The organism is Gammaproteobacteria bacterium (assembly GCA_009838035.1).
Classification (GTDB): Bacteria; Pseudomonadota; Gammaproteobacteria; order Steroidobacterales; family Foliamicaceae; genus Foliamicus.
This window is the reverse complement of sequence record VXSK01000028.1, coordinates 73,795-95,622: the sequence shown is the minus strand read 5'-3', so window position 1 is coordinate 95,622 and position 21,828 is coordinate 73,795. Positions and strand designations below refer to the sequence as shown.

The 21,828-nt window shown below is 64.8% G+C and carries 14 protein-coding genes and 1 tRNA gene; 4 read left to right on the top strand and 11 right to left on the bottom strand.

Annotation, left to right across the window (positions count from 1 at the left end; translation table 11 throughout):
* From F4Y72_11435 to katG, 9 genes are all read right to left on the bottom strand, one after another.
* On the bottom strand, positions 1 to 1,176 hold the full coding sequence (locus F4Y72_11435; GenBank protein MXZ28896.1) for a class I SAM-dependent methyltransferase: 1,176 nt from the start codon (positions 1,174 to 1,176) through the stop codon (positions 1 to 3).
* A complete protein-coding gene (locus tag F4Y72_11430) occupies positions 1,173 to 1,559 on the bottom strand; it encodes a hypothetical protein (protein MXZ28895.1) in 387 nt (128 codons plus the stop codon). Before F4Y72_11430 ends, F4Y72_11435 begins: the two co-directional genes overlap by 4 nt.
* A gap of 77 nt (positions 1,560 to 1,636) precedes the next feature.
* On the bottom strand, positions 1,637 to 1,933 hold the full coding sequence (locus tag F4Y72_11425) for a hypothetical protein (protein MXZ28894.1): 297 nt from the start codon (positions 1,931 to 1,933) through the stop codon (positions 1,637 to 1,639).
* A gap of 60 nt (positions 1,934 to 1,993) precedes the next feature.
* Positions 1,994 to 2,071: transfer RNA gene (locus tag F4Y72_11420), tRNA-Arg, on the bottom strand.
* Between the two features lie 11 nt (positions 2,072 to 2,082).
* On the bottom strand, positions 2,083 to 4,095 hold the full coding sequence (locus tag F4Y72_11415; GenBank protein ID MXZ28893.1) for a hypothetical protein: 2,013 nt from the start codon (positions 4,093 to 4,095) through the stop codon (positions 2,083 to 2,085).
* A gap of 27 nt (positions 4,096 to 4,122) precedes the next feature.
* The gene (gene hpaE, locus F4Y72_11410; GenBank protein ID MXZ28892.1) at positions 4,123 to 5,601 is read right to left on the bottom strand and encodes a 5-carboxymethyl-2-hydroxymuconate semialdehyde dehydrogenase; all 1,479 of its coding nucleotides are present in this window, start codon (positions 5,599 to 5,601) and stop codon (positions 4,123 to 4,125) included.
* An 81-nt stretch (positions 5,602 to 5,682) separates the two neighbouring features.
* Positions 5,683 to 7,938, bottom strand: a complete 2,256-nt coding sequence (gene parC, locus F4Y72_11405; GenBank protein MXZ28891.1) for a DNA topoisomerase IV subunit A — start codon at positions 7,936 to 7,938, stop codon at positions 5,683 to 5,685.
* The gene (gene parE / locus F4Y72_11400) at positions 7,938 to 9,821 is read right to left on the bottom strand and encodes a DNA topoisomerase IV subunit B (protein MXZ28890.1); all 1,884 of its coding nucleotides are present in this window, start codon (positions 9,819 to 9,821) and stop codon (positions 7,938 to 7,940) included. Before parE ends, parC begins: the two co-directional genes overlap by 1 nt.
* A 77-nt stretch (positions 9,822 to 9,898) precedes the next feature.
* Entirely contained in the window at positions 9,899 to 12,031 is a 2,133-nt protein-coding gene (gene katG / locus F4Y72_11395) for a catalase/peroxidase HPI (GenBank protein MXZ28889.1), read from the bottom strand.
* A 364-nt stretch (positions 12,032 to 12,395) separates the two neighbouring features.
* On the opposite strand from katG, the gene F4Y72_11390 reads away from it, so the two are divergent.
* Both F4Y72_11390 and F4Y72_11385 read left to right on the top strand, forming a co-directional pair.
* Positions 12,396 to 12,830, top strand: a complete 435-nt coding sequence (locus F4Y72_11390; GenBank protein ID MXZ28888.1) for a VOC family protein — start codon at positions 12,396 to 12,398, stop codon at positions 12,828 to 12,830.
* Positions 12,831 to 12,935: 105 nt separating this feature from the next.
* On the top strand, positions 12,936 to 13,217 hold the full coding sequence (locus tag F4Y72_11385) for an exodeoxyribonuclease VII small subunit (protein MXZ28887.1): 282 nt from the start codon (positions 12,936 to 12,938) through the stop codon (positions 13,215 to 13,217).
* Here F4Y72_11385 and F4Y72_11380 read toward each other — a convergent pair.
* Complete coding sequence (locus tag F4Y72_11380) at positions 13,203 to 14,459, bottom strand: membrane dipeptidase (GenBank protein ID MXZ28886.1); 1,257 nt, start codon at positions 14,457 to 14,459, stop codon at positions 13,203 to 13,205. The two genes, F4Y72_11385 and F4Y72_11380, sit on opposite strands and share 15 nt — an antisense overlap.
* A 120-nt stretch (positions 14,460 to 14,579) precedes the next feature.
* Between F4Y72_11380 and F4Y72_11375 the strand changes: the two genes are divergently transcribed.
* Both F4Y72_11375 and F4Y72_11370 read left to right on the top strand, forming a co-directional pair.
* Complete coding sequence (locus F4Y72_11375; protein ID MXZ28885.1) at positions 14,580 to 17,195, top strand: TonB-dependent receptor; 2,616 nt, start codon at positions 14,580 to 14,582, stop codon at positions 17,193 to 17,195.
* Positions 17,196 to 17,231: 36 nt separating this feature from the next.
* Positions 17,232 to 20,297: a S8 family serine peptidase gene (locus F4Y72_11370; GenBank protein MXZ28884.1), complete on the top strand. Its 3,066-nt coding sequence runs from the start codon at positions 17,232 to 17,234 to the stop codon at positions 20,295 to 20,297.
* Between the two features lie 46 nt (positions 20,298 to 20,343).
* On the opposite strand, the gene F4Y72_11365 is transcribed toward F4Y72_11370, so the two are convergent.
* A complete protein-coding gene (locus F4Y72_11365; protein ID MXZ28883.1) occupies positions 20,344 to 21,756 on the bottom strand; it encodes a M24 family metallopeptidase in 1,413 nt (470 codons plus the stop codon).
* Between the last annotated feature and the right edge of the window lie 72 nt (positions 21,757 to 21,828).

Genomic DNA, 21,828 nt, shown 5'->3' with positions numbered 1-21,828 from the left:
TCAGGCGTTGCGCGTTGCGCGCAGGGACCCGAGAAATCCAAGGCCTTTTTTGGAATTGCGCACGGTAAATCCGGCCCTGGCGATTTCTTTGCCGAAATGCATGTCCTGGAATTCGTTGCGCCAGACCTCGTTGTTCCAGCGGTAGTCCCACCAGCGGCGGAAACTGCGATAGGGGGTGGGCGGACGCTGATCGGCCCGAAAATCGCCGGACTGAAACACACCGCCCGGGCGGGTAATCCGGTGCACCTCTTTCACGATCGCCCGTGTGACGGAAGCAGGCACTTCGTGAAACAGGATGTAGGAATACACCAGGTCGAAATGGCCGTCCGGAAAACCGGTGTCTTCGGCCAGGCCCTGAACGAAGTGCACTTCCTTGCCGAGGTCGGCCGCGCGCATGTGCGCGTAGCGGACCATCGGTCCGGAAACGTCAATGCCCCAGACTTCCGCGTCCGGGAACCGGTCCTTGAGCGCAACGGTCAGCCGGCCCGGACCGCAGCCCAGGTCGAGAATGCGCTTGAAGCGGCCATCTTCCGGTGGCTCCGCCGTGGAGGCGACCAGCTTCTGCCGCTGGTCCTGTTCGTTGCCCATACGGAAGTGATTGGTGCCGTAGTGATAAATGTAGCCGGCGAAGGGATCACCCACATATCCGCCCGGCTGGATGTGAATTTCGTGGGAAGCGTATTCCGGAACCTTGAAATCGGGATCCAGCGTCACCGAGCCCGGACCTGCCTTTTCGGCGGCGTCCAGCTCGGCCATGTAGGCGTCGGCGTTGGCGTGGAATTCGTCGGCAACCAGCTTCCAGCAATGCTGCTGACCGGTGATCCAGTAGCGAACGCTGGCGCCCACGATCGGGTCGCCCTCAAGGGCCGCCTGGACCTGCTCCAGCGGAACGTCGCCCTCGGGATCAATGCCCTTCGCCTTGAAAATGGCATTGGCCCGTTCCTCGGCGGCCCTGCCCAGCGGTCCCTGCGTCCAGGCCCTGAAACCGGTCAGGAACTCGTGCCGGCTCTCCAGGTCCAGGCTGGGCATGCGCTCCTGTATGCCCACGGTGCCGCGCGGCTCGATGTCGAGCGGCAAGGAAGACGGTGCGGCCGTGGACGCGCTTGCCTTGCGCGTAGCCGCCGTGGCCGAAAAGGCCGCGGCCAGGGACCCCAATATCGTGCGTCGGTTCATCATGACTGGTCACCTCCCATGCCGGCGCGATTCGTCGGACCCTCCGGGGCCGACCGGTTGCGGAACTCCATCATCGGCTGGCCCTCGCCCGAATGCCCCACCGTGATCGAACCGAACGTCCGCTCGATGAAACTGTCGCGCTCGGCACGCCAGGACGCCTCCTCCTCCGCGCTCGGCATGTAACCCTCGATCATCTCGCGCGTCACCTTCCCATGGTCCTCCAGCAATCGCTCCATGATCTTCATGCGCCGGGCCTGCGCCCAGATCTCGGTGCTCACCGACACCAGCGCCGTCATCAGATGATCCATCGCCGGATCCTTCATGAACGTGGCCTGGTCCGTGTCGGACTTGATGAAATCGGCCGTGTAGCCGGGATTGTCGGTCATATAAACCCCTCCCACTCCGCGATTCGAGTATACACGCGGCCGCCCATGCCGCACAGCGGCCCCGGGGCCTGTTGGAACTAGTCGCAACGCTGAGCGTATTCCTGTTCCTTCAGCCGCCAGGTGACTTCACCATCCGGGGCACGGGTTGAATCGGATATGACGCTGCCCGCGCCCTCCAGGTGGGAAAGCAAGCCCTCTACGACGCCGTGGGGCGGGTTTCCAAAGTCCTCGCCCAGTCCCATCCGTTCGTGAATTTGCGCAGCCGTAAGCCCGGCCGGTTTTCCGTGGGCATGAAACAACACGTCCAGGATCGCTTCATTCATGTGCGAAAGGCCGATCCGCGTCAGGTGCCTGATTCTTCCTGCGATGGTCAAGACTTTCCTCCTAAGTGGACTGATGTCGCAAGCTGCGTGCCGGAGTTGACTCTGGGAATATGGCGCGCCCGGAGAGATTCGAACTCCCGACCTTCTGGTTCGTAGCCAGATGCTCTATCCAGGCTAAGCTACGGGCGCGCAGCCGCGGATTATATTAGGCTGCGGGCGTCGGTTTCGGCGCCGGTTCGCGTTGACCCGGGGCGCAGGTAGATTCCTTCCTTGTAGAAGCGTTCGAGCGAGTCCTTCATCGCCGCGAAATTCGCGTACGGGTTGTCCTGCGGGTCGCCGGCCCACAAGTCGCCCGGCAGGCCGTGGCCCTGTTCGTACCAGTCCACGTAGCTGCGCGGCTCGTCCCAGATCAGCATGTTGGCGGACGCCTTGGCGCGATAGCGGCGCAGCTCGGCCAGGTCCAGGTTGGCCTGGAAGCTCACCTTGCCCGAGGTGTCGGCCTCGCCGAGCAGGCGGCCGTCGTAGCCGATGATGCGCGTATAACCGCGCAGGAACGTGCCCGGATGCACGGCATGCGGGTCGAAGTACTCGCCGCCCGGGCGCGGCGCCAGGATATAGGCGCCGTTGTCGTGGGCCCGGGTCATGCGGCACTCCTCCCACGGCCGGCGGCCGGCGCCGTGCGGATCGGAGGTGCAGTGAATGATCACTTCCGCGCCGCGTTTCGCCAGCATGTGCGCCGTCTCCGGCACGGTGTGGTCGAAACACACCATGGCGGCGAGCTTGCCCAGCGGGGTGTCCACCACCGGGAACAGCGCGTCGTAGCCGAGCTCCTCGACCAGCCGCGAGTAGATGCTGCCGGGTGTCGTGTCGGGCAACTGCCCCCAGATGTCGGCGCAATGCAGCTTGCGGTAATGCAGGATCAGGTCGCCGGAATCGTTGAGGATGAAAGCGGAGTTGAACACCCGCTCGGGAAAGCGCGGGTCCTTCTCGAACGTCGAGCCGGCCACGTACACGTGGTTCTTCTGCGCGAATTCGCTCAACACGTCCGTCTCCGGCCCCGGATAGGTGATCGCGATGCGCTCCAGGGTCTTGGGCGTGCGCTTGCCGAAGCCGCCGGAGCCGGTCATGAAGAATTCGGGAAAGCACACCAGCCGGACATTGGGGATAAAGGCGCTGCGTGCGGCCAGGCCGATGGCTTCGTCGAGGTTCTGCCTGAGGATTTCTTCGGGGTTTGGCGTGTCCATGTGAATCACGCGGAACTCGTTCTGGACCAGCAGCGCCGAGTACTGGTCCTCGGTGGGCCCGTCGATGCGGTTGGCTTGCGCCTGCGCCGCGATCCGCCGGCCGGCTTCTTCGCTCCATCCGTCGCGGGTCTGCGGCATTTCCCGCGCGGCGGCCTGGTCGGCAGCGGCCGCCTGCAGGTAGCCGGGCGCGTAGAGCATGCTGCGCATGTACACGGGCTGGTTCATGAACAGCGTTGAGCGCTTGCGGCGCAGAAACTCGATGCTGAAGTCGGGCTTGAGAAAACTCTCGCCCTGGCCGGCCTCCTCTACCGTCTGCTGGTCGTGAAGGTAGAGAGCGGAGGCGCAGGGCAGGCGCACGTTCACGTCGCCGGACAGCTGCGCGTGGGGGGTGGCGACCGCCACGTAAGCGGAACTCTCGTAGGCGCGGGTGCGGCGCGCGCGCAGGCGGCTTTCGAAGCCGGCGTCGCGACGCTCTCGGCAGGGGTTCAGGATCACTTCGGCGCCGTTGTAGGTCAGCACCCGGGCGTAGTGCGAATACAGGATGTCCTCGCCGGTGAGAATGCCCAGCCGGCCCAGCGGCGTGTCCAGCACCGGCAGATCGGCGGGCCTGCCCAGTTCGCAGGCGCTGTCGGTGAATCCTTCGATGAAGTCGGGTGTGATCTTCGGAACGCGCAGGGCCGTGTTGCCGTCGGGGCCCACGACGAAACCCACCGTTTGCGGCTCGTCCGAATGGGCCGCCAGCACCGGCACGGCGCCGGCGATGTAGATTCCATGAAAGTTCGACGCCGCGCCTGCCTCGGCGAGCAACTCCCGTTCGGGGCGCGGCTGCTCCCAGTCGGCCTCCCCCAGCGGCAACAGCAACAAGGAGCCGCCGATGTCGCCGAATTGCAGGGAGGCAGCCTCGGCCAGGCTGAGCAGCCGTGCGCCGGTGGCATCCGCATGCCAAGATTCCTGGGTAATGATCAACATTTGCAATGCCCCCCGAATGTCGCCGCGTCAGCCGGTCCCCAATCCGGGAATCCGGTGTTCGCCGAGAGCCGTGCTGACGTTCTTGGTTTCCATGTAGAAATCGAAGCTGTAGTCGCCGCCGTCGCGGCCGATCCCGCTGGCCTTCATGCCGCCGAACGGCGCCGGCAGATGGCGCACGTTCTGGGAATTTACCCAGATCATACCGACTTCCAGCGCTTCGGACAGTCGCCGCGCGCGCTCCGGATCGGCGGTCCAGAGGTAGGCGGCCAACCCGTAGCGCGTATCGTTGGCCTGCGACAGTGCGTCCGCTTCGTCGGTAAAGGGGATGGCGGTCAGTACCGGGCCGAATATTTCTTCCTGGGCGATCCGCATGTCATTGCGCGCGCCGCTGAACAGCGTGGGCTGGACGTAGTGACCCGGCCAGGGCAAATCGGCATGGGCGCCTCCGGCGGAAATGGTCGCGCCCTCGTCCCTGGCGATATCGAAGTACGAGCTGACCTTCTCCATGTGGTCCGGGTGAATCAGGGGGCCGACCTCGGTGTCCGGGTCCAGCGGGTGGCCGACCCGGATGGCCCGCGTACGCCCGGCGACTCTTTCGACGAACTCGTCGTGAATCGACTGCTGCACCAGGAGGCGGCTGGAGGACGTGCAGCGCTCGCCGTTCAGGCTGTAGATCATGAACACCACGGCATCCAGCGCCCGTTCGAGGTTGGCGTCGTCGAACACGATGACCGGGTTCTTGCCGCCCAGCTCGAAATGCACCCGCTTGAGGGTCGGCGCGCCCTGGGCCATGATGCGCGCGCCGGTGGCCGACTCGCCGACAAAGGCGATGGCCCTGATGGCATCGTGCTCGGTCAGCGCCCTGCCCGCTTCCTCTCCGATGCCCTGCACCGTATTCAGGACGCCGGGCGGCAACCCCGCCTGGTCGCATATTTCCGCGAGCAGTTGCGCGGTGAGCGGGCTCCATTCGGCCGGCTTGTGCACGACCGTGCAGCCGGCCGCCAGGGCCGGCGCGATCTTCCAGGTGGACAGCATGAAGGGCGTGTTCCACGGCGTGATCACGCCCACCGGACCGATCGGCTGGCGCATCGTGTAGTTGTCGTGTTCGGAGGCAGGCAGCGACACGCCGCGGCGAGCATCCGGGGCCCGTTCGGCGAAAAACCGGAAATTGACGGCCGCGCGCGCCGCGGCCTTGGCGGTGAAGCGCAGCGCCTGGCCGGTGTCCATGGACTCGACCAGGGCGATCTCGTCCGCGCGCGCTTCGATCGCATCGGCAATTCCGTGCAGCAATTCCGCGCGGCGTTCGCCGGACACGGCGGCCCAGCCGGGAAAGGCGTCGCGGGCGGCGGCGCAGGCAGCGTCGACGTCCGCCGCGCTGCCGGCGGCGACGCGATTGATCAGCGCTCCGTCGGCGGGGCAATGATTGGAAAAAGTCTTACCGGATTCACCCGCGCAAACCCTGCCGCCGATGAAATGGCCCTGTACGTCGGCGGCGAAACGCTCCATGTACGGGCGGGCGCGTTTCAGGTTTTCTTCCAGTGTCGGGGGCACTTGCCACTTTCCCTGATCAGTGTGCTGGGCCGGATATTATCCGCCCCGGAACGGATCGCGCGCCAGCATGGTCACATTTTTCTGCCAGCCGCGCGGCAGCATGCGGCCCCTCAGCGCGCGCTTGCCCAGGTAGCTCTCCAGCGTCTTGCCGCGCAGCGTCATCTTGCGTTCCCCGCAATGCACGATCAGCCGGTCGCGCGGCCCGACGATCGTCGCCGCGGCCAGCCGTTCACCGTTCTTCAGCCCGATCAGCAGCACTCCGCGGCCGGCGGCCGACTCCGGCAGTTCGTCGACGCCGAACAGCAGCAGGCGCCCGTCGCCTGACACCACGGCAACGCGGCACGGTGAATCGAGCACGGAGACCGGCAGCAGCGGCTCGGAGTCTTCGGCCAGGTTCAGAAACGCCTTGCCGGCGCGCGAACGCGAAAACAGCTTTGCGGTCGATGCGACGAACCCGTGCCCGCGGGTTCCGCATACCAGCCATCGCGACCCCGGATCGCCCCCCATCACGCCGCTCCAGCGCTCTCCGTCCGCCACGTTGAATCGGCTGGACAGCGGTTCGCCGTGCGTGCGCGCCGAGGGCAGGCTGTGCGCCGGGAGCGTATAGACGCGCCCTTCGCTGCTCAGGAACACGACCTGCTGATTCGACTTGCACTGCAGATCGCAGAGCAGTTCGTCTCCGGGACGGAAACTCAGGGCCGCGCTGTCCAGTTCATGGCCCTTGCCGGCGCGGGCGAAGCCGTGGCGCGACAGCACGACGGTCAGCGGCTCGGCCGGAGTCACGTCCTCCTCCTGGTATGCCGCCGCCGGCGCGGCATCGTCCACGATCCGCGTCCGGCGTTCGTCGCCATGCTCCTCGGCCAGCTTGCGTAATTCCGCGATCATGAGCTTGTCGAACTTTGCCTTGTCCGCCAGCGTCGCGCGCAGCACCTCGCGTTCGACCTCGAGTTCTTCCTGCTCCGCCAGCAGCTTCTCTTCCTCGATGCGGGCCAGGTTGCGCAGCCGGATGTTCAGAATGCCCTCGGCCTGCTCGCGGCTCAGCCTGAATCGCTCCATCAGGCGCGTCCCGGGATTGTCCTCGTAACGCACGATGGCGATGACCTCGTCCAGGTTGAGATAGGCGATCATCAGGCCCTCCAGGACGTGCAGGCGAGTCGACACCTGGTCTTCGCGATGCTTCAGGCGGCGGCGAAGCGTGGCGCGCCGGAACTTCAGCCATTCCACCAGCATGCCGCGCAGGTCGCGGACCCGCGGTCGGCCGTCCTCGCCGATGACGTTCAGGTTCACCCGCAGGGACCGCTCCAGGTCGGTGGTGGCGAACAGGTGGGCCATCAGCGCATCGACGTCCACGCGCGCGGAACGGGGCACCAGCACCAGGCGCACCGGGTTCTCGTGATCGCTCTCGTCGCGCAGGTTCTCCAGCATCGGCAGGCGCTTGGCCTGCATCTGCCTGGCAATCTGTTCGAGCACGCGGCTCCCGGATACCTGCCACGGTAATTCGTGGATCACCACAACGTCCTGCTCGCGCTTCCACGATGCGCGAACCCTGAACACGCCCTGCCCCTTCCTGTAGATCTCCTGGATTTCCGCCGCCGGCGTGATCAGTTCACCGCCCGTCGGGAAATCGGGCCCCGGGATCAGGCCGGCGAGCGTGTCGTAATGCAATTTCGGCCGCGCGGCGATCCTCTCCAGCGCGACGGCCAACTCTCGAAGGTTATGCGGAGGTATATCCGTTGACATGCCGACCGCAATTCCGGTGGACCCGTTGATCAGCACATTGGGCAGCTGCGCAGGTAGGAGTTCGGGCTCCTTGAGCGTGCCGTCGAAGTTGTCGGTCCAGTCGACCGTGCCCTGGCCCAGTTCCGCCAGCAGCGTTTGCGCGTACGCGGTAAGGCGCGCCTCGGTGTAGCGCATGGCGGCGAAGGACTTGGGATCGTCGATTGCGCCGAAGTTGCCGTGACCGTCCACCAGCGGGTGGCGATAGGCGAAAGGCTGCGCCAGGTGCACCATCGCCTCGTAGCAGGCCGAATCGCCATGCGGATGGAACTTGCCGATCACGTCGCCGATCGTGCGGGCGCTCTTGCGCGGCTTGGCGGTGGCTGCAAGGCCCAGTTCGCTCATTGCATAGACGATGCGGCGCTGCACCGGCTTGAGACCGTCGGCCAGATGGGGCAGCGCGCGGTCCAGGATGACGTACATGGAGTAGTCCAGGTACGCCTGCTCCGCGTACTCGGCCAGCGGCCGCGTTTCGGCGTTCTCGCGCGGCACCAGCGTCAGTTGCGGTCCGGTCATCAGCTCGCGGCGAGGTCGCCCTTGTCTTCCAGCCAGGCCCGGCGGTCCGCGGCGCGCTTTTTCGCCAGCAGCATGTCGAGCACCCTGTACGCATCTTCCGCTTCATCCATTTGAAGCCGGATCAGCCGGCGGGTGTCCGGCTCCATGGCGGTCTCGCGCAATTGCTTCGCGCTCATCTCGCCAAGGCCCTTGAAGCGGGTCACGGCAACCTTGCGTTTGGCAAAGCGGCGCATCAGCGATTCACGCTCCTCCTCGGTGAGCGCATAGTGCGTTTCCTTGCCTACATCGAGCCGGTAAAGCGGCGGCATGACCACGTGCACGTGACCTCCGCGCACCAGCGCAGGAAAATGCCGGGCGAACAAGGCGCAGATCAGCGTGGCGATGTGCCGCCCGTCCGAATCGGCGTCCGCCAGTATGCATACGCGGTGGTAACGCAGATTACCCAGGTCCGGATCGCCCGCCTGGATGCCCAGCGCCAGCGCGATGTCATGCACCTCCTGAGACGAGTCGAGATCCGCCGAATCCACTTCCCAGGTGTTCAGGATCTTGCCGCGCAGAGGCAGAATGGCCTGGTATTCGCGGCGCCGCGCCTGGCGGGCGGAGCCCCCGGCGGAATCGCCCTCGACCAGAAAAATCTCGCACTCGTCCGGCGCCGTGCTGGCGCAGTCGGCCAGCTTGCCGGGCAGAGCCGGTCCCGACACCGGCGTGCGCCGCGGCGTCTTGCGGGCGGCCTTGAGCCGGCGCTGGGCCGCCGCGATCGCCTGCCTCGCGATCCGTTCGCCCAGCTCCGAGTGCTGGTTGAGCCAAAGCGCCATGCCGCCGCGCACGGCCTCGGCCACGAAACCGGCGCAGTCCCGCGACGCCAGCGACTCCTTCATCTGCCCGGAGAACTGCGGCTCCGCGAGCTTCACCGAGAGCACGAAGTTCACCCCGTCCCACACGTCCGGAGGCGAAATCTTCACATCGCGCGGCAGCAGCTTGTGAAATTCGCAGAATTCCCGCAAACCCTCGGTCAGTCCGGTGCGGAGACCGTTGACATGCGTGCCGTGGCGCGGCGTGGGCACCAGGTTGACGTAGCTTTCCTCGACCCGCTTGGCGCCGTCTTCGGCCCATTGCACGACGCAATCGAGCGTACGCTCCTCGTCATCGAGCTGGGAAAACCGCAGCGGCTCGTCAGGCAGCCGTTCGCCTTCGCCGTGTTCTTCCTGCAGATACTGGGCCAGACCGTCCTCGTAGCGCCACTTCACCTGCGCGCCATCGGACTCCGTGGTCAGCGATACGGTCAGCCCCGGACAGAGCAGCGCCTTGGCGCGCAATACCCGTTTGAGCGACGGCAGGTGAAAACTGGCTTTTGAAAAGTACTGGGGATCCGGCCAGAACCGGATCCAGGTGCCGGTATTGGCTTTCGCGACGGTTCCCACAGCCTCCAGCGCCCGCTGGGGCTCGCCGCCGGCGAATTCCATGTGCCACTCGCTCCCGTCGCGGCGCACCCGCACCTTGAGGCGGGTCGAGAGGGCGTTGACCACCGACACGCCCACGCCGTGCAGGCCGCCGGAATAACGGTACTGACGGCGCGAGAACTTGGCCCCGGCGTGCAGGCGAGTCAGGATCAGCTCCACGCCCGTCAGTCCGGTTTCCTCGTGGACGTCCACCGGCATTCCGCGGCCGTTGTCCTCCACGGCCAGCGAACCGTCCCCGTGCAGCGTCACGTCGATGCGATCGCACTTTTTGCGGTCGGCCAGTGCCTCGTCGACGCTGTTGTCGATCACCTCGTGGGCGAGGTAGTTGGGACGCGCCGTATCGGTGAACATCCCCGGCCGGCGTCGGACAGGGTCAAGGCCGCTGAGGACTTCAATGTCGTCAGCGCGATAGGCGGCCTTCATGTCAGTGCCGTATCCCGGGAACTATCCGCTAATTCAGGCCCTATCGTCTCTGGTGTGCTGTCCCAACGCCGCCCGGATCATGCAAGATCGTAGCGATCGAGATTCATCACCTTGGTCCAGGCAGCCACGAAGTCGCTTACGAACTTCTCCTCTGCGTCATCGAAGCCATAGACTTCCGCGATGGCCCGGAGCTCCGAGTTCGAACCGAAGACCAGGTCCACGCGGGTGCCGGTCCACCTGGCATCTCCGGTCGTGCGGTCGCGGCCCTCGAATACGTCTTCCGATGCGGAGGACGCCTGCCACTCGGTGTTCATGTCGAGCAGATTCACAAAGTAGTCATTGGTCAGGCTACCGGGGCGATCCGTGAGTACGCCATGCTCCGACTGCCCGGCATTCGCATTCAGTACACGCATGCCGCCGACGAGCGCCGTCATTTCGGGTGCGGTCAGCGTCAGCATGCAGGCCCGTTCAACCAGCAGCTCTTCGGCCGACGCCTGGTGCTCACCCTGGAGATAGTTGCGGAACCCGTCCGCGGTGAGCTCGAGCACGGCGAACGACTCCTCGTCGGTCCACTCCTCGGACGCGTCGGTGCGCCCGGGCGAGAACGGGACCTCGACGTCGTGTCCGGCGCTACTTGCCGCCTGTTCAACGCCGGCACACCCGGCCAGCACGATCAGGTCGGCAATCGAGACGCGCTTGCCGCCGGATTGCGAGTCGTTGAACTCCGCCTGGACCTGTTCCAGGATCTGCAGCACACTCGCCAGCGCGGCCGGGTCGTTTACTTCCCAGTCCCTCTGTGGCGCGAGGCGGACGCGCGCTCCGTTAGCCCCTCCGCGCTTGTCGGTGCCGCGGAACGTTGCCGCCGAGGCCCAGGCCGTCGAGACCAGCTGGGAAACCGACAAACCCGTGGCCAGAACCCTGGCTTTCAGGTCCGCGATATCCTGCTCCCCGATCAACTCATGATCGACGTCGGGGACCGGGTCCTGCCACAGCTGCGGCTCGGTAGGAACCAGCGGTCCGAGATACCGGCTGGTGGGCCCCATGTCACGGTGCAGCAGCTTGAACCAGGCCTTGGCGAAGGCGTCCGCGAGATCGTCCGGGTTCTCGAGGAAGCGCTTTGAAATCGGCGCGTAGTCCGGATCCATCCTCAACGAGAGATCCGTCGTGAGCATCATGGGGGCGTGCTTCTTCGAGGGATCGTGCGCATCCGGCACCGTGGCCACGTCGGAAGCGTTCTCGGGCTCGTATTGCGATGCGCCGGCCGGGCTCTTCGTCAACTGCCACTCGTACTGGTGCAGGTTCTCCATGAAGTTGTTGTCCCACTTCACGGGGTTTTCGGTCCACGCGCCTTCCAGGCCGCTGGTGATCGTATCGCCGCCTTTCCCGCTGCCGAAGCTGCTCGTCCAACCGAGGCCCTGCTCGTCGATATCGGCGCCCTCCGGTTCGGCGCCGACGTGGCTGTCCGGGGCCGCGCCATGCGCTTTTCCGAAGGTGTGCCCGCCCGCAATAAGTGCAATCGTCTCCTCGTCGTTCATCGCCATGCGCTTGAACGTGGTGCGAATGTACCGGGCGGCTGCGCGCGGATCCGGATTGCCGCCGGGCCCCTCCGGGTTCACGTAGATCAGACCCATGTGGTCGGCGCCCAGGCGTTCCTCGAGTTCTCCGTCTTCGCTGTGGCGCTCGTCGGCAAGCCACTCGTTCTCGGCCCCCCAGTCGGTCTCGTCGGCCTCCCAGACGTCCGGGCGCCCGAAGGCGAAACCGAAGGTCTTGAAGCCCATCGACTCCAGGGCGCAGTTGCCGGCGAACAGCAGCAGGTCGGCCCACGAGATTTTGTTGCCGTACTTCTGCTTGATCGGCCACAGCAGGCGGCGGGCCTTGTCCAGGTTCGCGTTGTCGGGCCAGCTGCCCAGAGGCGCGAAGCGTTGGTGGCCCGAACCGCCGCCGCCGCGACCATCGCTGATGCGGTAGGTGCCTGCGGCATGCCAGGTCATCCGGATGAAGAGGGGTCCATAGTGGCCGTAGTCGGCGGGCCACCAGTCCTGCGAGGTGGTCATCACTTCTTCGATGTCCTGTTTCAGCGCATCCACGTCAAGGGTCTTGACCGCCTCGGCGTAGCTGAAGCCCGCGTCCATCGGATCGGACGCGGGAGAATTTTCTCGAAGTACCTTCAGGTTTAGCTGATTCGGCCACCAGTCCTGGTTCGTTGTCATCTGATCTTTCCTATAGCAATTTTTCGAGGTTCGCGCGCCCTTCCGAAACCGTCACGCGCTCTCGATATTCTAGCCTCAATCGTTCGCCTTTTTCTTCGGGTGAGCCTGGTTCTGCGCTCCTTTTTCTTCGGGTGCGCCCTGTTCTCCGCCCCTTCCCCCGCGGGGGACGCATAAAGTCGTCCTGACGCTCGGCGGGGGCTTCCTGCCCCCGACGCCCCCGCGGGGGAAGGGGCGGAGAACAGGGCTCCGGGACTGCCGGCCCCCGTGCCTCGGAGGCTTGGGGAGTTGTCGAAATTCGTGGGAATCGGTACCCTCGTTGACCGGGCAAACGTACAAGCGCAAATGTGAAAAGGAGAAGGGCTTAATGGCTGTGCATTACATTCCGGAGGGTTACGGTTCGGTAACGCCGTACATGGTCGTTGAAGACGTGGACCAACTCGTGGACTTCCTCACGGCGGCATTCGGCGCCGAGGAAAAGGAGCGGGTCCCCAACCAGGACGGCAAGACGGGGCACGCGGAGGTCCTGATCGGCGACTCGTACGTAATGATGGGCAGGGCGCAGGAGGATTTCCCGGCGCTGCCCTGCATGCTCTACATTTATGTGCCGGACACCGACGCCAGCTACGCGCAGGCGCTCAAGGCGGGGGCACAGTCCTTTCAGGAGCCGCAGGACATGTTCTACGGCGACCGCAACGCCGTCGTAACGGACCCGACCGGCAACACCTGGTGCATCGCGACGCACCAGGAAACCCTTTCGCCGGAAGAGCTGGCGAAGCGAGCCGAGGAAAACATGCGCTAGAGCCCCCGGGATGCCGCCTCCCACGAGAGGAAGGCACACAAAGGGGCGGGATCGAAGTGCAATCCCCCCGCGAGGCTACAATGCGGCCATGGAGAGCTTGCCGGAATGAGTGACGAGAAAGCGACCGAAGGCGTCCAGGGCCTGGAGCAGGCGCTCAAGGACCTGGAGCAGATCGTCATCAACCTGGAAAAGGGCGACCTGCCCCTGGCCGAGGCGATCAGGCAGTTCGAACGAGGGGTGGAGCTGACGCGCCGTTGCCAGCAGGTGCTCAAGGAAGCCGAGCAGAAGGTTCAGGTCCTGAGCGATGGAATGCTGGAGGACGTCGACCCCAAGACGCTCAGGAAACCGGACGGCGAAAACGGCGGAGGCGGATCACTCCCCCTGTAATCCCGCCGCGACCGACTCGACCGCTTCCATCACCCTGAGCAGGTTGCCACCCCAGAGTCTGGCGATCTGCTCCTCGGAGTAACCGCGCCGCACCAGTTCCACCGTAACGTTGAGGGTTTCGCCGGCGTTGTCCCAACCCTCGATGCCCCCTCCGCCGTTGAAATCGGACGAAATCCCCACATGGTCGATCCCGATCAGCCCGACCGCGTAGTCGATGTGATCGGCGAGGTGCTTCACCGACGCGCGGGGCGGCATGCGGGTAATTTCACTCAGGCGCGAGTAGTAGTTTTCACGCTGTTCGGTGGACATGCGGGCGAAATCGCCGGCATTCCTTAGACTCATGTCCCGGTACAGCGCGCCCATGGCCTCGATCTTTTCCGGCGGAGTCTCGCGCAGGTAGGAATCGAAGGCCACGATCTGCACCACGCCGCCGTTGTCCCGCATCGCCAGCAGCGCTTCGTCGCTCAGGTTGCGCGCATGCGCGAAGGCGCCCTTGGCGGCCGAGTGCGAGGCGATCACCGGCGCCTCGGACGCTTCGATCGCATCCATCGCCGTGGCCTCCGAGGCATGGGATATGTCCACCATGATCCCCAGTTCGTTGGCGCGCCGGATCACCGCGCGGCCGAACTCGCTCAGTCCGCCATGTTCCGACCTGGGCTCGCCCAGCGCCAGGTTGGGGACGGCGGAATCGCCGATGTCGTTGTGGCCGTTGTGCACCAGGCCCAGGTAACGCGCCCCGGACGCGTAGTGGACATCGAGCAGGTTCACGTGGCGGCCTATTGAAAAGCCATTCTCGATGCCGATCAGCGCCACGCGGCGGCCTTCGGCGTGTATGCGGCGGACGTCCGCGGCGGTAAGCGCCAGCCCGATGCGTTCGGAGTGGTCGACGTCGGTCATCCTGCGGATGGCCGCGTACTTGACGAAGGCGTCGGCGATCGCGCGGGCGTAGCCGGCCTCGCTGCGCTCGCGCTGCATCACGAAAACGATGAAGAACGCCGCATCCAGCCCGCCCTGCTCCATGCCCGGCAGGTCCACCTGCTGGCCGGGCGGCTTGGCCCGCGCCGGATCGTAAGCCTCCGTGCCGAAATCCGGCGGGATGTCCACGTGGGTATCGATGGCGATCACCCGCTCGTGGATGGTCCGTGCAAGTACCCGCAGGTCCTCTTCGGTATCAGCGCCGGCGGCGCCTGCAAATAATCCCGCCATCAATATCGCTACGGTCCAACCGCCCCTTTGCTTCATGGCCTGCGCCCCTGTCCCGCGCCGGAAACGGCCAAAAGAATACAGCAATCACGGCGCAAAGCCATGGTGTACCATTACGCGTTGTTCTGATACATTGTTTCTTACCGGGGGTACAAACTAATGAAACGTCTTTCAGTACTTTCCTTCGCCCTTTCCCTGCCGCTCGTCGGCGTCCTTGCAACGGCTCCGGCCACGGCCCAGGAGGAGGCAGCAGAGGCTGCCTCCGGCGCGATTGACGAAATCGTGGTGCTGGGAACGCGCCGCCGCGAAGGACGGTCGGCGACGGATTCGCTGGTGCCGGTCGATTACATCGGCGGCGACGATCTCGGCAGTCAGGGACCGACCGACATGGACGCCCTGCTTTCGGCCCTGGTGCCTTCCTACAACGTGGATCAGCAGGCCATCAACGACGCGGCCACGCTGATCCGGCCGGCGCGGCTACGCGGCCTGCCTCCCGATTCGACCCTCGCGCTGGTCAATCGCAAGCGCCGCCATCGCGCCGCGGTCATCACCTTTCTCGGCAACGGCGTGGCCGACGGCTCGCAGGGTCCCGATCTCTCCGCGATCCCGGCCATTGCGATCAAGAGCGTCGAAGTCCTGCGCGACGGAGCGGCGTCGCAATACGGTTCGGACGCCATCGCGGGCGTGATCAACTTCACGCTCAGGGACGACGCCGAAGGGAGCACGATCACCGCGAAATACGGAACCTACTTCGAAGGCGATGGCGACGCCGTAAACGTCGCGGCCAACTTCGGGCTTCCGCTCACCTCCAACGGATTCGCGAATTTCAGCTTCGAGTACAAGCAGTCCGACCCCACCGACCGCTCGGTGCAGCGCACCGACGCCCAGGGCCTGGTGGACGCAGGCAACCCGTACATCCCGGATCCGAACTATCCGCATGTGTTCCATCCCAACGTCATGGTGTGGGGCGCGCCGGAATTCGAGTACGACTACAAGATGTTCGCCAATCTCGGGCTCGATCTCGGTGGCGGGCGCGAGGCCTACGCGTTCGGAAACTTCGCCAAGCGCAAGATGGAAGGCGGGTTCTACTTCCGTAATCCGCACACCCGCAGCGGCGTCTTCGCCGGTCCCGAAGTCACGATTGACGGCGTAACGTACGACACCGTGAAGGTCGCCGACCTGTCCCCCGGAGGGATTCTGGACGACCACGCATGCCCGCCCATTCGCATCATGAACAATGTGGCCAATCCCGGCGACATTGCCGCGGTTGAGGCCGACCCCGATTGCTTCTCCTTCATTTCGGCGTTTCCCGGCGGCTTCGTTCCAAGGTTCGGCGGCATTCTGACCGACTACTCCGCGGCATTCGGGGTTCGAGGCGACTTGATCGGCGACTGGTCGTTCGACGCCAGCGCCGTGTTCGGCGTGAACGATGTCGACTTCACGATGCGCCACACCATCAACCCGCAACTGCTGGCCAAGCTGCCGCACGGCCAGCGGACGGAAATCCCGATCAATTACTTCCCGGGCTCGTACACGCAAACCGACTACACGGTTAACTTCGACGTCACCAGGGACATGACGATCGGCGATCTGCCCGCGCATATCGCGATGGGCGTAGAGCACCGCCGGGAGAAATTCAAGGTGGAAAGCGGCGACGAGAACTCCTGGTTCCTCGACGACAGCCCCGGAGGGCTGGCCCAGCAGGGCTTCGGAATCGGGTCCAACGGGTTCACCGGTTTCGGGCCGCGGCTGGCCGGCGAGTTCGGCCGCAACAGCTACGCCGCCTATGGGGACGTGGAAGTCGAAGTTACCGACACGTTCACGTTCCAGGTGGCCGGCCGCTACGAGGACCATGCCGATATCGGCAACACCTTCGACGGCAAGGTGGCGGGGCGTCTTGACGTAAGCGAAACGGTCTCCCTGCGCGCGGCGGCCAGCACCGGGTTCCGCGCGCCGACGGTGGGCCAGGCGAACATCCTGAACGTGACCACGGCATTTACCGGCGGCATGCTCGCCGATGAGGCCACCTTGCCGCCCACCCACCCGGCGGCCGCCATCGTGGGCGCTCAGCCGCTCACGCCGGAAGAAGCCGTGAACCTCACCGTGGGCGCGGTCATCCAGCTGGACGCGCTCGACATCACGGTGGACTATTTCAACATCGAGGTCGAGGACAGGATCGCAAGAAGCTCGGAGAAAATCCTTTCAGCAGCCAATATTCAACAGCTGCTGGCCGCGGGAGTGGCCGATGCCCAGGCCTTTACCGCAGTGCGGTTCTACACCAACAACTTCACCACTACCACCCAGGGCATCGACCTGGTCGCCACCTATCCCCTGGACTTCGGCATGGGCGAGACGAATCTGAGCCTGGCGGCCAACTGGACCGATACCACGGTGGACGAGCGCGACCCGGACGTGATCAACGACAAGCGGGTCACCCAACTGGAGGGGAATACGCCCTCCAACCGCTTTACGCTTTCCTTCAGTCACTCGCAGGACCGCTGGGACCTGCTGGCCCGCGTGCGCTACTACGGCGGCTACGAAGAGTTCACGCTCGATGACGGCAGCAATTACTTCGACGTGGACGCGAGCACCGTCGTGGACGTCGAGGTCGGCTACCAGTTCAATGACGCCGTGCGTTTGATCGTGGGCGCGGAGAACATTCTCGACGAGTATCCCGAGGAGCGGTCCAATACTTCCGGGCTCATCTGGCCGGACACCTCGCCCTTTGGGTACAACGGCGGTTACTACTACCTGAGAGCCGTCTGGGACTTCTAGTCCCCAGCGGAAAAGACTCCTTGACAGGGGGGCAGGATGCCCCCCTCGCAGACTCAGGGGAAAAATGACCGCCCGATCACGACTGTCGGCGCCACTTCTCCTGTCCTGGTGCCTGCTCGCGGTCGCCGCAGGCATTCCCTCGGAAGCGCAAGCGGACGTACCCCCTGGTTTTCAGGCTGTTATTGCGCAAAACCGGGAAGTTGTCTTGCTGCCGTCTTCCACGGCATCCGGGTATGTGCAGTCGCAAGCGTGCATGGTCACCGGATCCTCGTACGAGACGCGTTCCCTCAGGGTGCATGTGGTGCATTGCGCAGGCGAGACCTACCGGGCAGCTACTGCATTGCAGGGCCCATTCTCCCGGATCGCATTCGATCCCTCGCGTCGATCCTTTGCGCGCTTGCTTCCCAGCATTCGCGTCGAGCTCTCAAGCGAGCGTCAACTGGAGTCCGCCAAGACTGTCCTCGGCGCCGAAGAAGCCGATTTCTTCGGGAAACTCGGCTTTGCGATCATCTACCTGCCGGAAGCCGTCCATCCTCTCGACGCCATAGCCAAACTGGCGGGAGGTCCCGGCCGGCACAAGGCGACCATCCGGCTCTCCGGGCCGAGAATCAAGTGGCGATAGCGCGGCCGGCTGTTCCTGCTGGAGTACCTGACCCGGCTGGATCGGCATTCCGGATCGGTGCGCTTGCCGCCTGCCTCCTTCTCGGCGCGTGCGGGGGCGGCGGATCCGATCCGCAGGTAGTCGTATCGCTGGTGGCGCCGTCGCCGGCCGAAATCCCCGAAGCCGACAACCGGAAGGTTACGGTTACCGTTGGAGTGAATTCCAGGGAGCACCGCGGTCTGGTCGTACCGCTCCTCCTCTCGGGCACGGCCACCCGGGACTACGATTACGTGGCCAGTTCCGACTCCATCGTCGTGCCCCCAGCGGCTGCTGGCGGCAGTATGACTGTGGATGTTTTTCGGGACTTTGAATCGGAAGGAGACGAAACTATCACGATCAGCCTCGGGACCATCAGGGGAACCGCCCAACCCGGATCGGCGTCCAGTATCACGATTACGGTCGTCGACGGAGAGGCGGCGCAAATCGACAAGACTCCTGACGAGTCAAGCTTCGAGCCGGGCATCCTCCCCTTCAGTTTCGCCGTCACGGAGACGTCGTTTGATTTCGTGGTACTGCTCCTGGACGCGGGCGAGTCGTCTTCCCGCCTGATCGCGGAGTGGTCAAGCGACAGGAACTTTGCCGGCGGCGGCAACCCTGTCGGCGCCCTGGATATTCCGCCGTTCGATCCGGAAATTCCGGTTTTTCTTCAACCCTACGAGTTTCGATTGCCGCTGGACCGCCTGGCGCCGAACGGACACTACTACATCCGGGTGTACCCGGACGCGGTCGTGCCGGAAGGCGGCGAAGCGGGATTTTTCTCGTTTGCGACGGATGCGCAAGGCAAGGTTGTGACGCGGTGCGGGGGCGACGCGCAAACCGTTGACGGGGTGGGGCCGGATCCATTGTTCGCGGAACAATGGCACTTGCAAAACACCGGACAGAGAGCATTCTCGCGAAATCCGGGCGTCCCCGGCGCCGATCTGGGAATGACCGAAGCGATTGCGAACGGTTGGAATGGCGCCGGGGTCAAGCTGGCCGTGGTGGACTCCGGACTGGAAATCTGCCATCCCGACCTGATGGCCAACGTCGAGGCAGGCAAGTCGTATCACTTCGGATGGGAACAGAGCTCAGGCGCGTCGCCCACCGATCCGTTCAACGTGAACATACACGGCGATCATGGAACGGGCGTCGCGGGCGTTGCGGCAGCCGTGGCCAATAACGGCCTGGGCGGCCGCGGGGTGGCGCCGGAGATAAGCATCCGGGGGTTCAATCCCGCAACGGCCAATGTGCTGGATTTGGGACCGGCCTTGCTGCGAAGCCTCGGGGCGAGCGACAACCAACCCGATTCGGCCGGCGCGGACATCTTCAACATGAGCTTCGGATCGGATTCGCCTTCGAATTCCGACGAGGATTTTGAGCGGCTCGTGAAAATGGGAACAAGCGAGCTTCGGTCCGGCCGGGGGGCGCTTTATGTCAAGGCGGCGGGCAACGAGTTCAGCTTTTGCGGCGCGCCGCATCCGCTCAATGCGGAAATCGGATGTTTTGCCAGCAACGCCGATCCCGATCAAAATCTTCCTTACCTGATCAATGTCGGCGCCTTCAACGCCGCGGACAGGAAGTCGTCTTATTCGAACGCGGGCGCCAATCTGTGGGTCGTTGCGCCCGGCGGCGAGGACGGCGCCGAGCACCCCGCCATGATCACGGCCGATCAGCAGGGCAGCGAGGCGGGATTCAACTCCTCCGAGGATCCTTTGGGCGACAACCGGACGCTTAATCCGAACGGTGACTACATGGCTAATTTCGGCGGCACGTCATCCGCTGCGCCCTCCGCGGCCGGCGCGATCGCGGCGATGCTGGGAGTGAATCCGGGTTTGACCTGGCGGGACGTCAAGCACATTCTCGCAACCACGGCCCGAAGAATCGATCCGGGCCGGGCGGAAGTCCGGGCCGCCTTCAAGGGCCAGCCGTACGTCGCCCAGCATGCCTGGCAGGAGAATGCCGCCGGCTATCACTACCACAACTGGTACGGGTTCGGAGCGATCGCGCTTGATGACGCCGTGGCCCTGGCGGCCGACTACACGCCCGACGGTCTGGGGACGTTCGAGGAAACCCGCTGGTTCCCGCCGGACAGCGGCGACCAGCCGCTGCCCATTCCGGATGAAGCGGGCGGCGGCGTTACGGACACGCTCACCGTGAGCGAACTACCCGATTGGGCGAACATCGAGGCCGTCACTCTCGAAATCAGCGTGGACCACAGCTACAGCGCCGATCTGGGCGTAACGATCACTTCACCGGGCGGCACCGAGAGTATCGTGAATCCACCCTTCAATGTTCTGCTGAACCAGTTTCCGGGGCTATTCGAGTGGCGATTGCTGAGCAACGCGTTCTACGGAGAGAACCCGAACGGAGAATGGAAAATCAACGTCGTGGATCTGGCGCCCGACGATACCGGTTCCCTGACATCCTGGCGGCTCCGCTTCCACTACGGAGATCATCCCTGAGACGGATGGCGGCCAGCAAAGCACGACGGCAATCGCCAGGCAGTGCTCAAACGACGATCACGCGGTCGCCGATGTCGTTGATCTGAACGCCGCCATCGGCGGTGATCAGCGTCAGGTCTTCCAGGTGGGCGGAACCGCCCAGGCCCACGTTGCGCACCGGGCAGTCAATGCTGATGATCATGTTTTCCGCCAGCACCACGTCTTCCTTGACGTAGAACGGGCTGTCGGCCCGCCCGGGATCGTCGGTGTGCATCAGGCCCACGCTGTGCGGCGTGAACGCCACATCCAGGTCGTGGCCGGCCTTCCTGATCGCTTCCATTCCGATGGGGCGGATCTCGGAATAGCGCAATCCGGGACGCAGCGCTTCCATGATCGCGTCCCAACCCAGCGCGATCGCGTCCGTGGCTTGCTTCATGGAACGTGAGGGTTCGCCCAGGAAGACGGTGCGACCGTAATCGCCGTGGTAGTGAAAACCGTGGCTGACGCAATCGATCTGAAACGCCTGTCCTTCGTGAAACTCGCCGTCGCCGGTTTCCGCGCCGATCGTATCCACCTGCATGAACACGCCCAGGTTGCCGCGCTTTGCGGCCTCGGAAAAGAACGCGGCCCGTAGTTCCTGGTAGGTGGCACCGGCGCGGGCCGCCCGGGCCGCCACAAGAGCGGCCTCGGCATTGGCCTGTGCCGAGAAGGTCATCAATTCAATTTCGCGCGGCGACTTGATCGCCCGGATGCGCCTCAGGGACCGGTCCGCGTAAACCGGAACGGCATCCAGTCCCGCGGTCTCGAATATCGCGTTTACGACCACGTGATCCACGCCGATCCGGCCGCGGTCCAGACCCATGCCCTTGACAGCATTGACCAGCGCCCATCGCGCATCCGCGCTGAGCTTGTGTTCCGACAGGGCAGCGTGCAGCGTGCTGCGCCGGCGCACTTCAATCTCGCGCAGATCGACCTCGCCCTTGTCCTCGAAGATATAGGCCGGGTTCGCCGGAGGCTCCCCACCCGGCTGTCCGCTACTGTCGTCGTTCTGCAGGCGCCGGTCCCACCCGGAAAACAGCCATGTCTGCAGCGGAAAGTCGAAATAGCCGTCGGCGTACGTGTAGTAGTAGATGAACTGAGCCATCACCAGGCCGGGCGCCTGACGCTGGTCCTTCGAAAGCAGCGCATATGCTGGCGCCGGGTAGCCCATCTTCGCCAGCGACCCCCAGTGGCCGGTGAGATGGAAGACATTGATCGGCTCGGCCAGCACCAGGCCGTCGAGTTGTTCCTCTTCCATCACCCGGTAGGCCTGCTCCAGGTTCATCAGCGGCCCCGCGCGCACACGCTTGACGCGCTCGGCAAGATTGTTGGGCCTGAGTTCCGCCGCCGCTGCGGGCGCCGGGGCCGCGAGCGCCGCAGCAGCGCCGGCAGCTCCCGCCGCGCCGATCCCGGTCTTCAGCACATTGCGCCGCGTAATCATAGTCTCCCCCAATCGCCCCCTGTTGACAGACATCGGAGCGTCAAATCCTTGCCGAACATATCACAGCCCCCG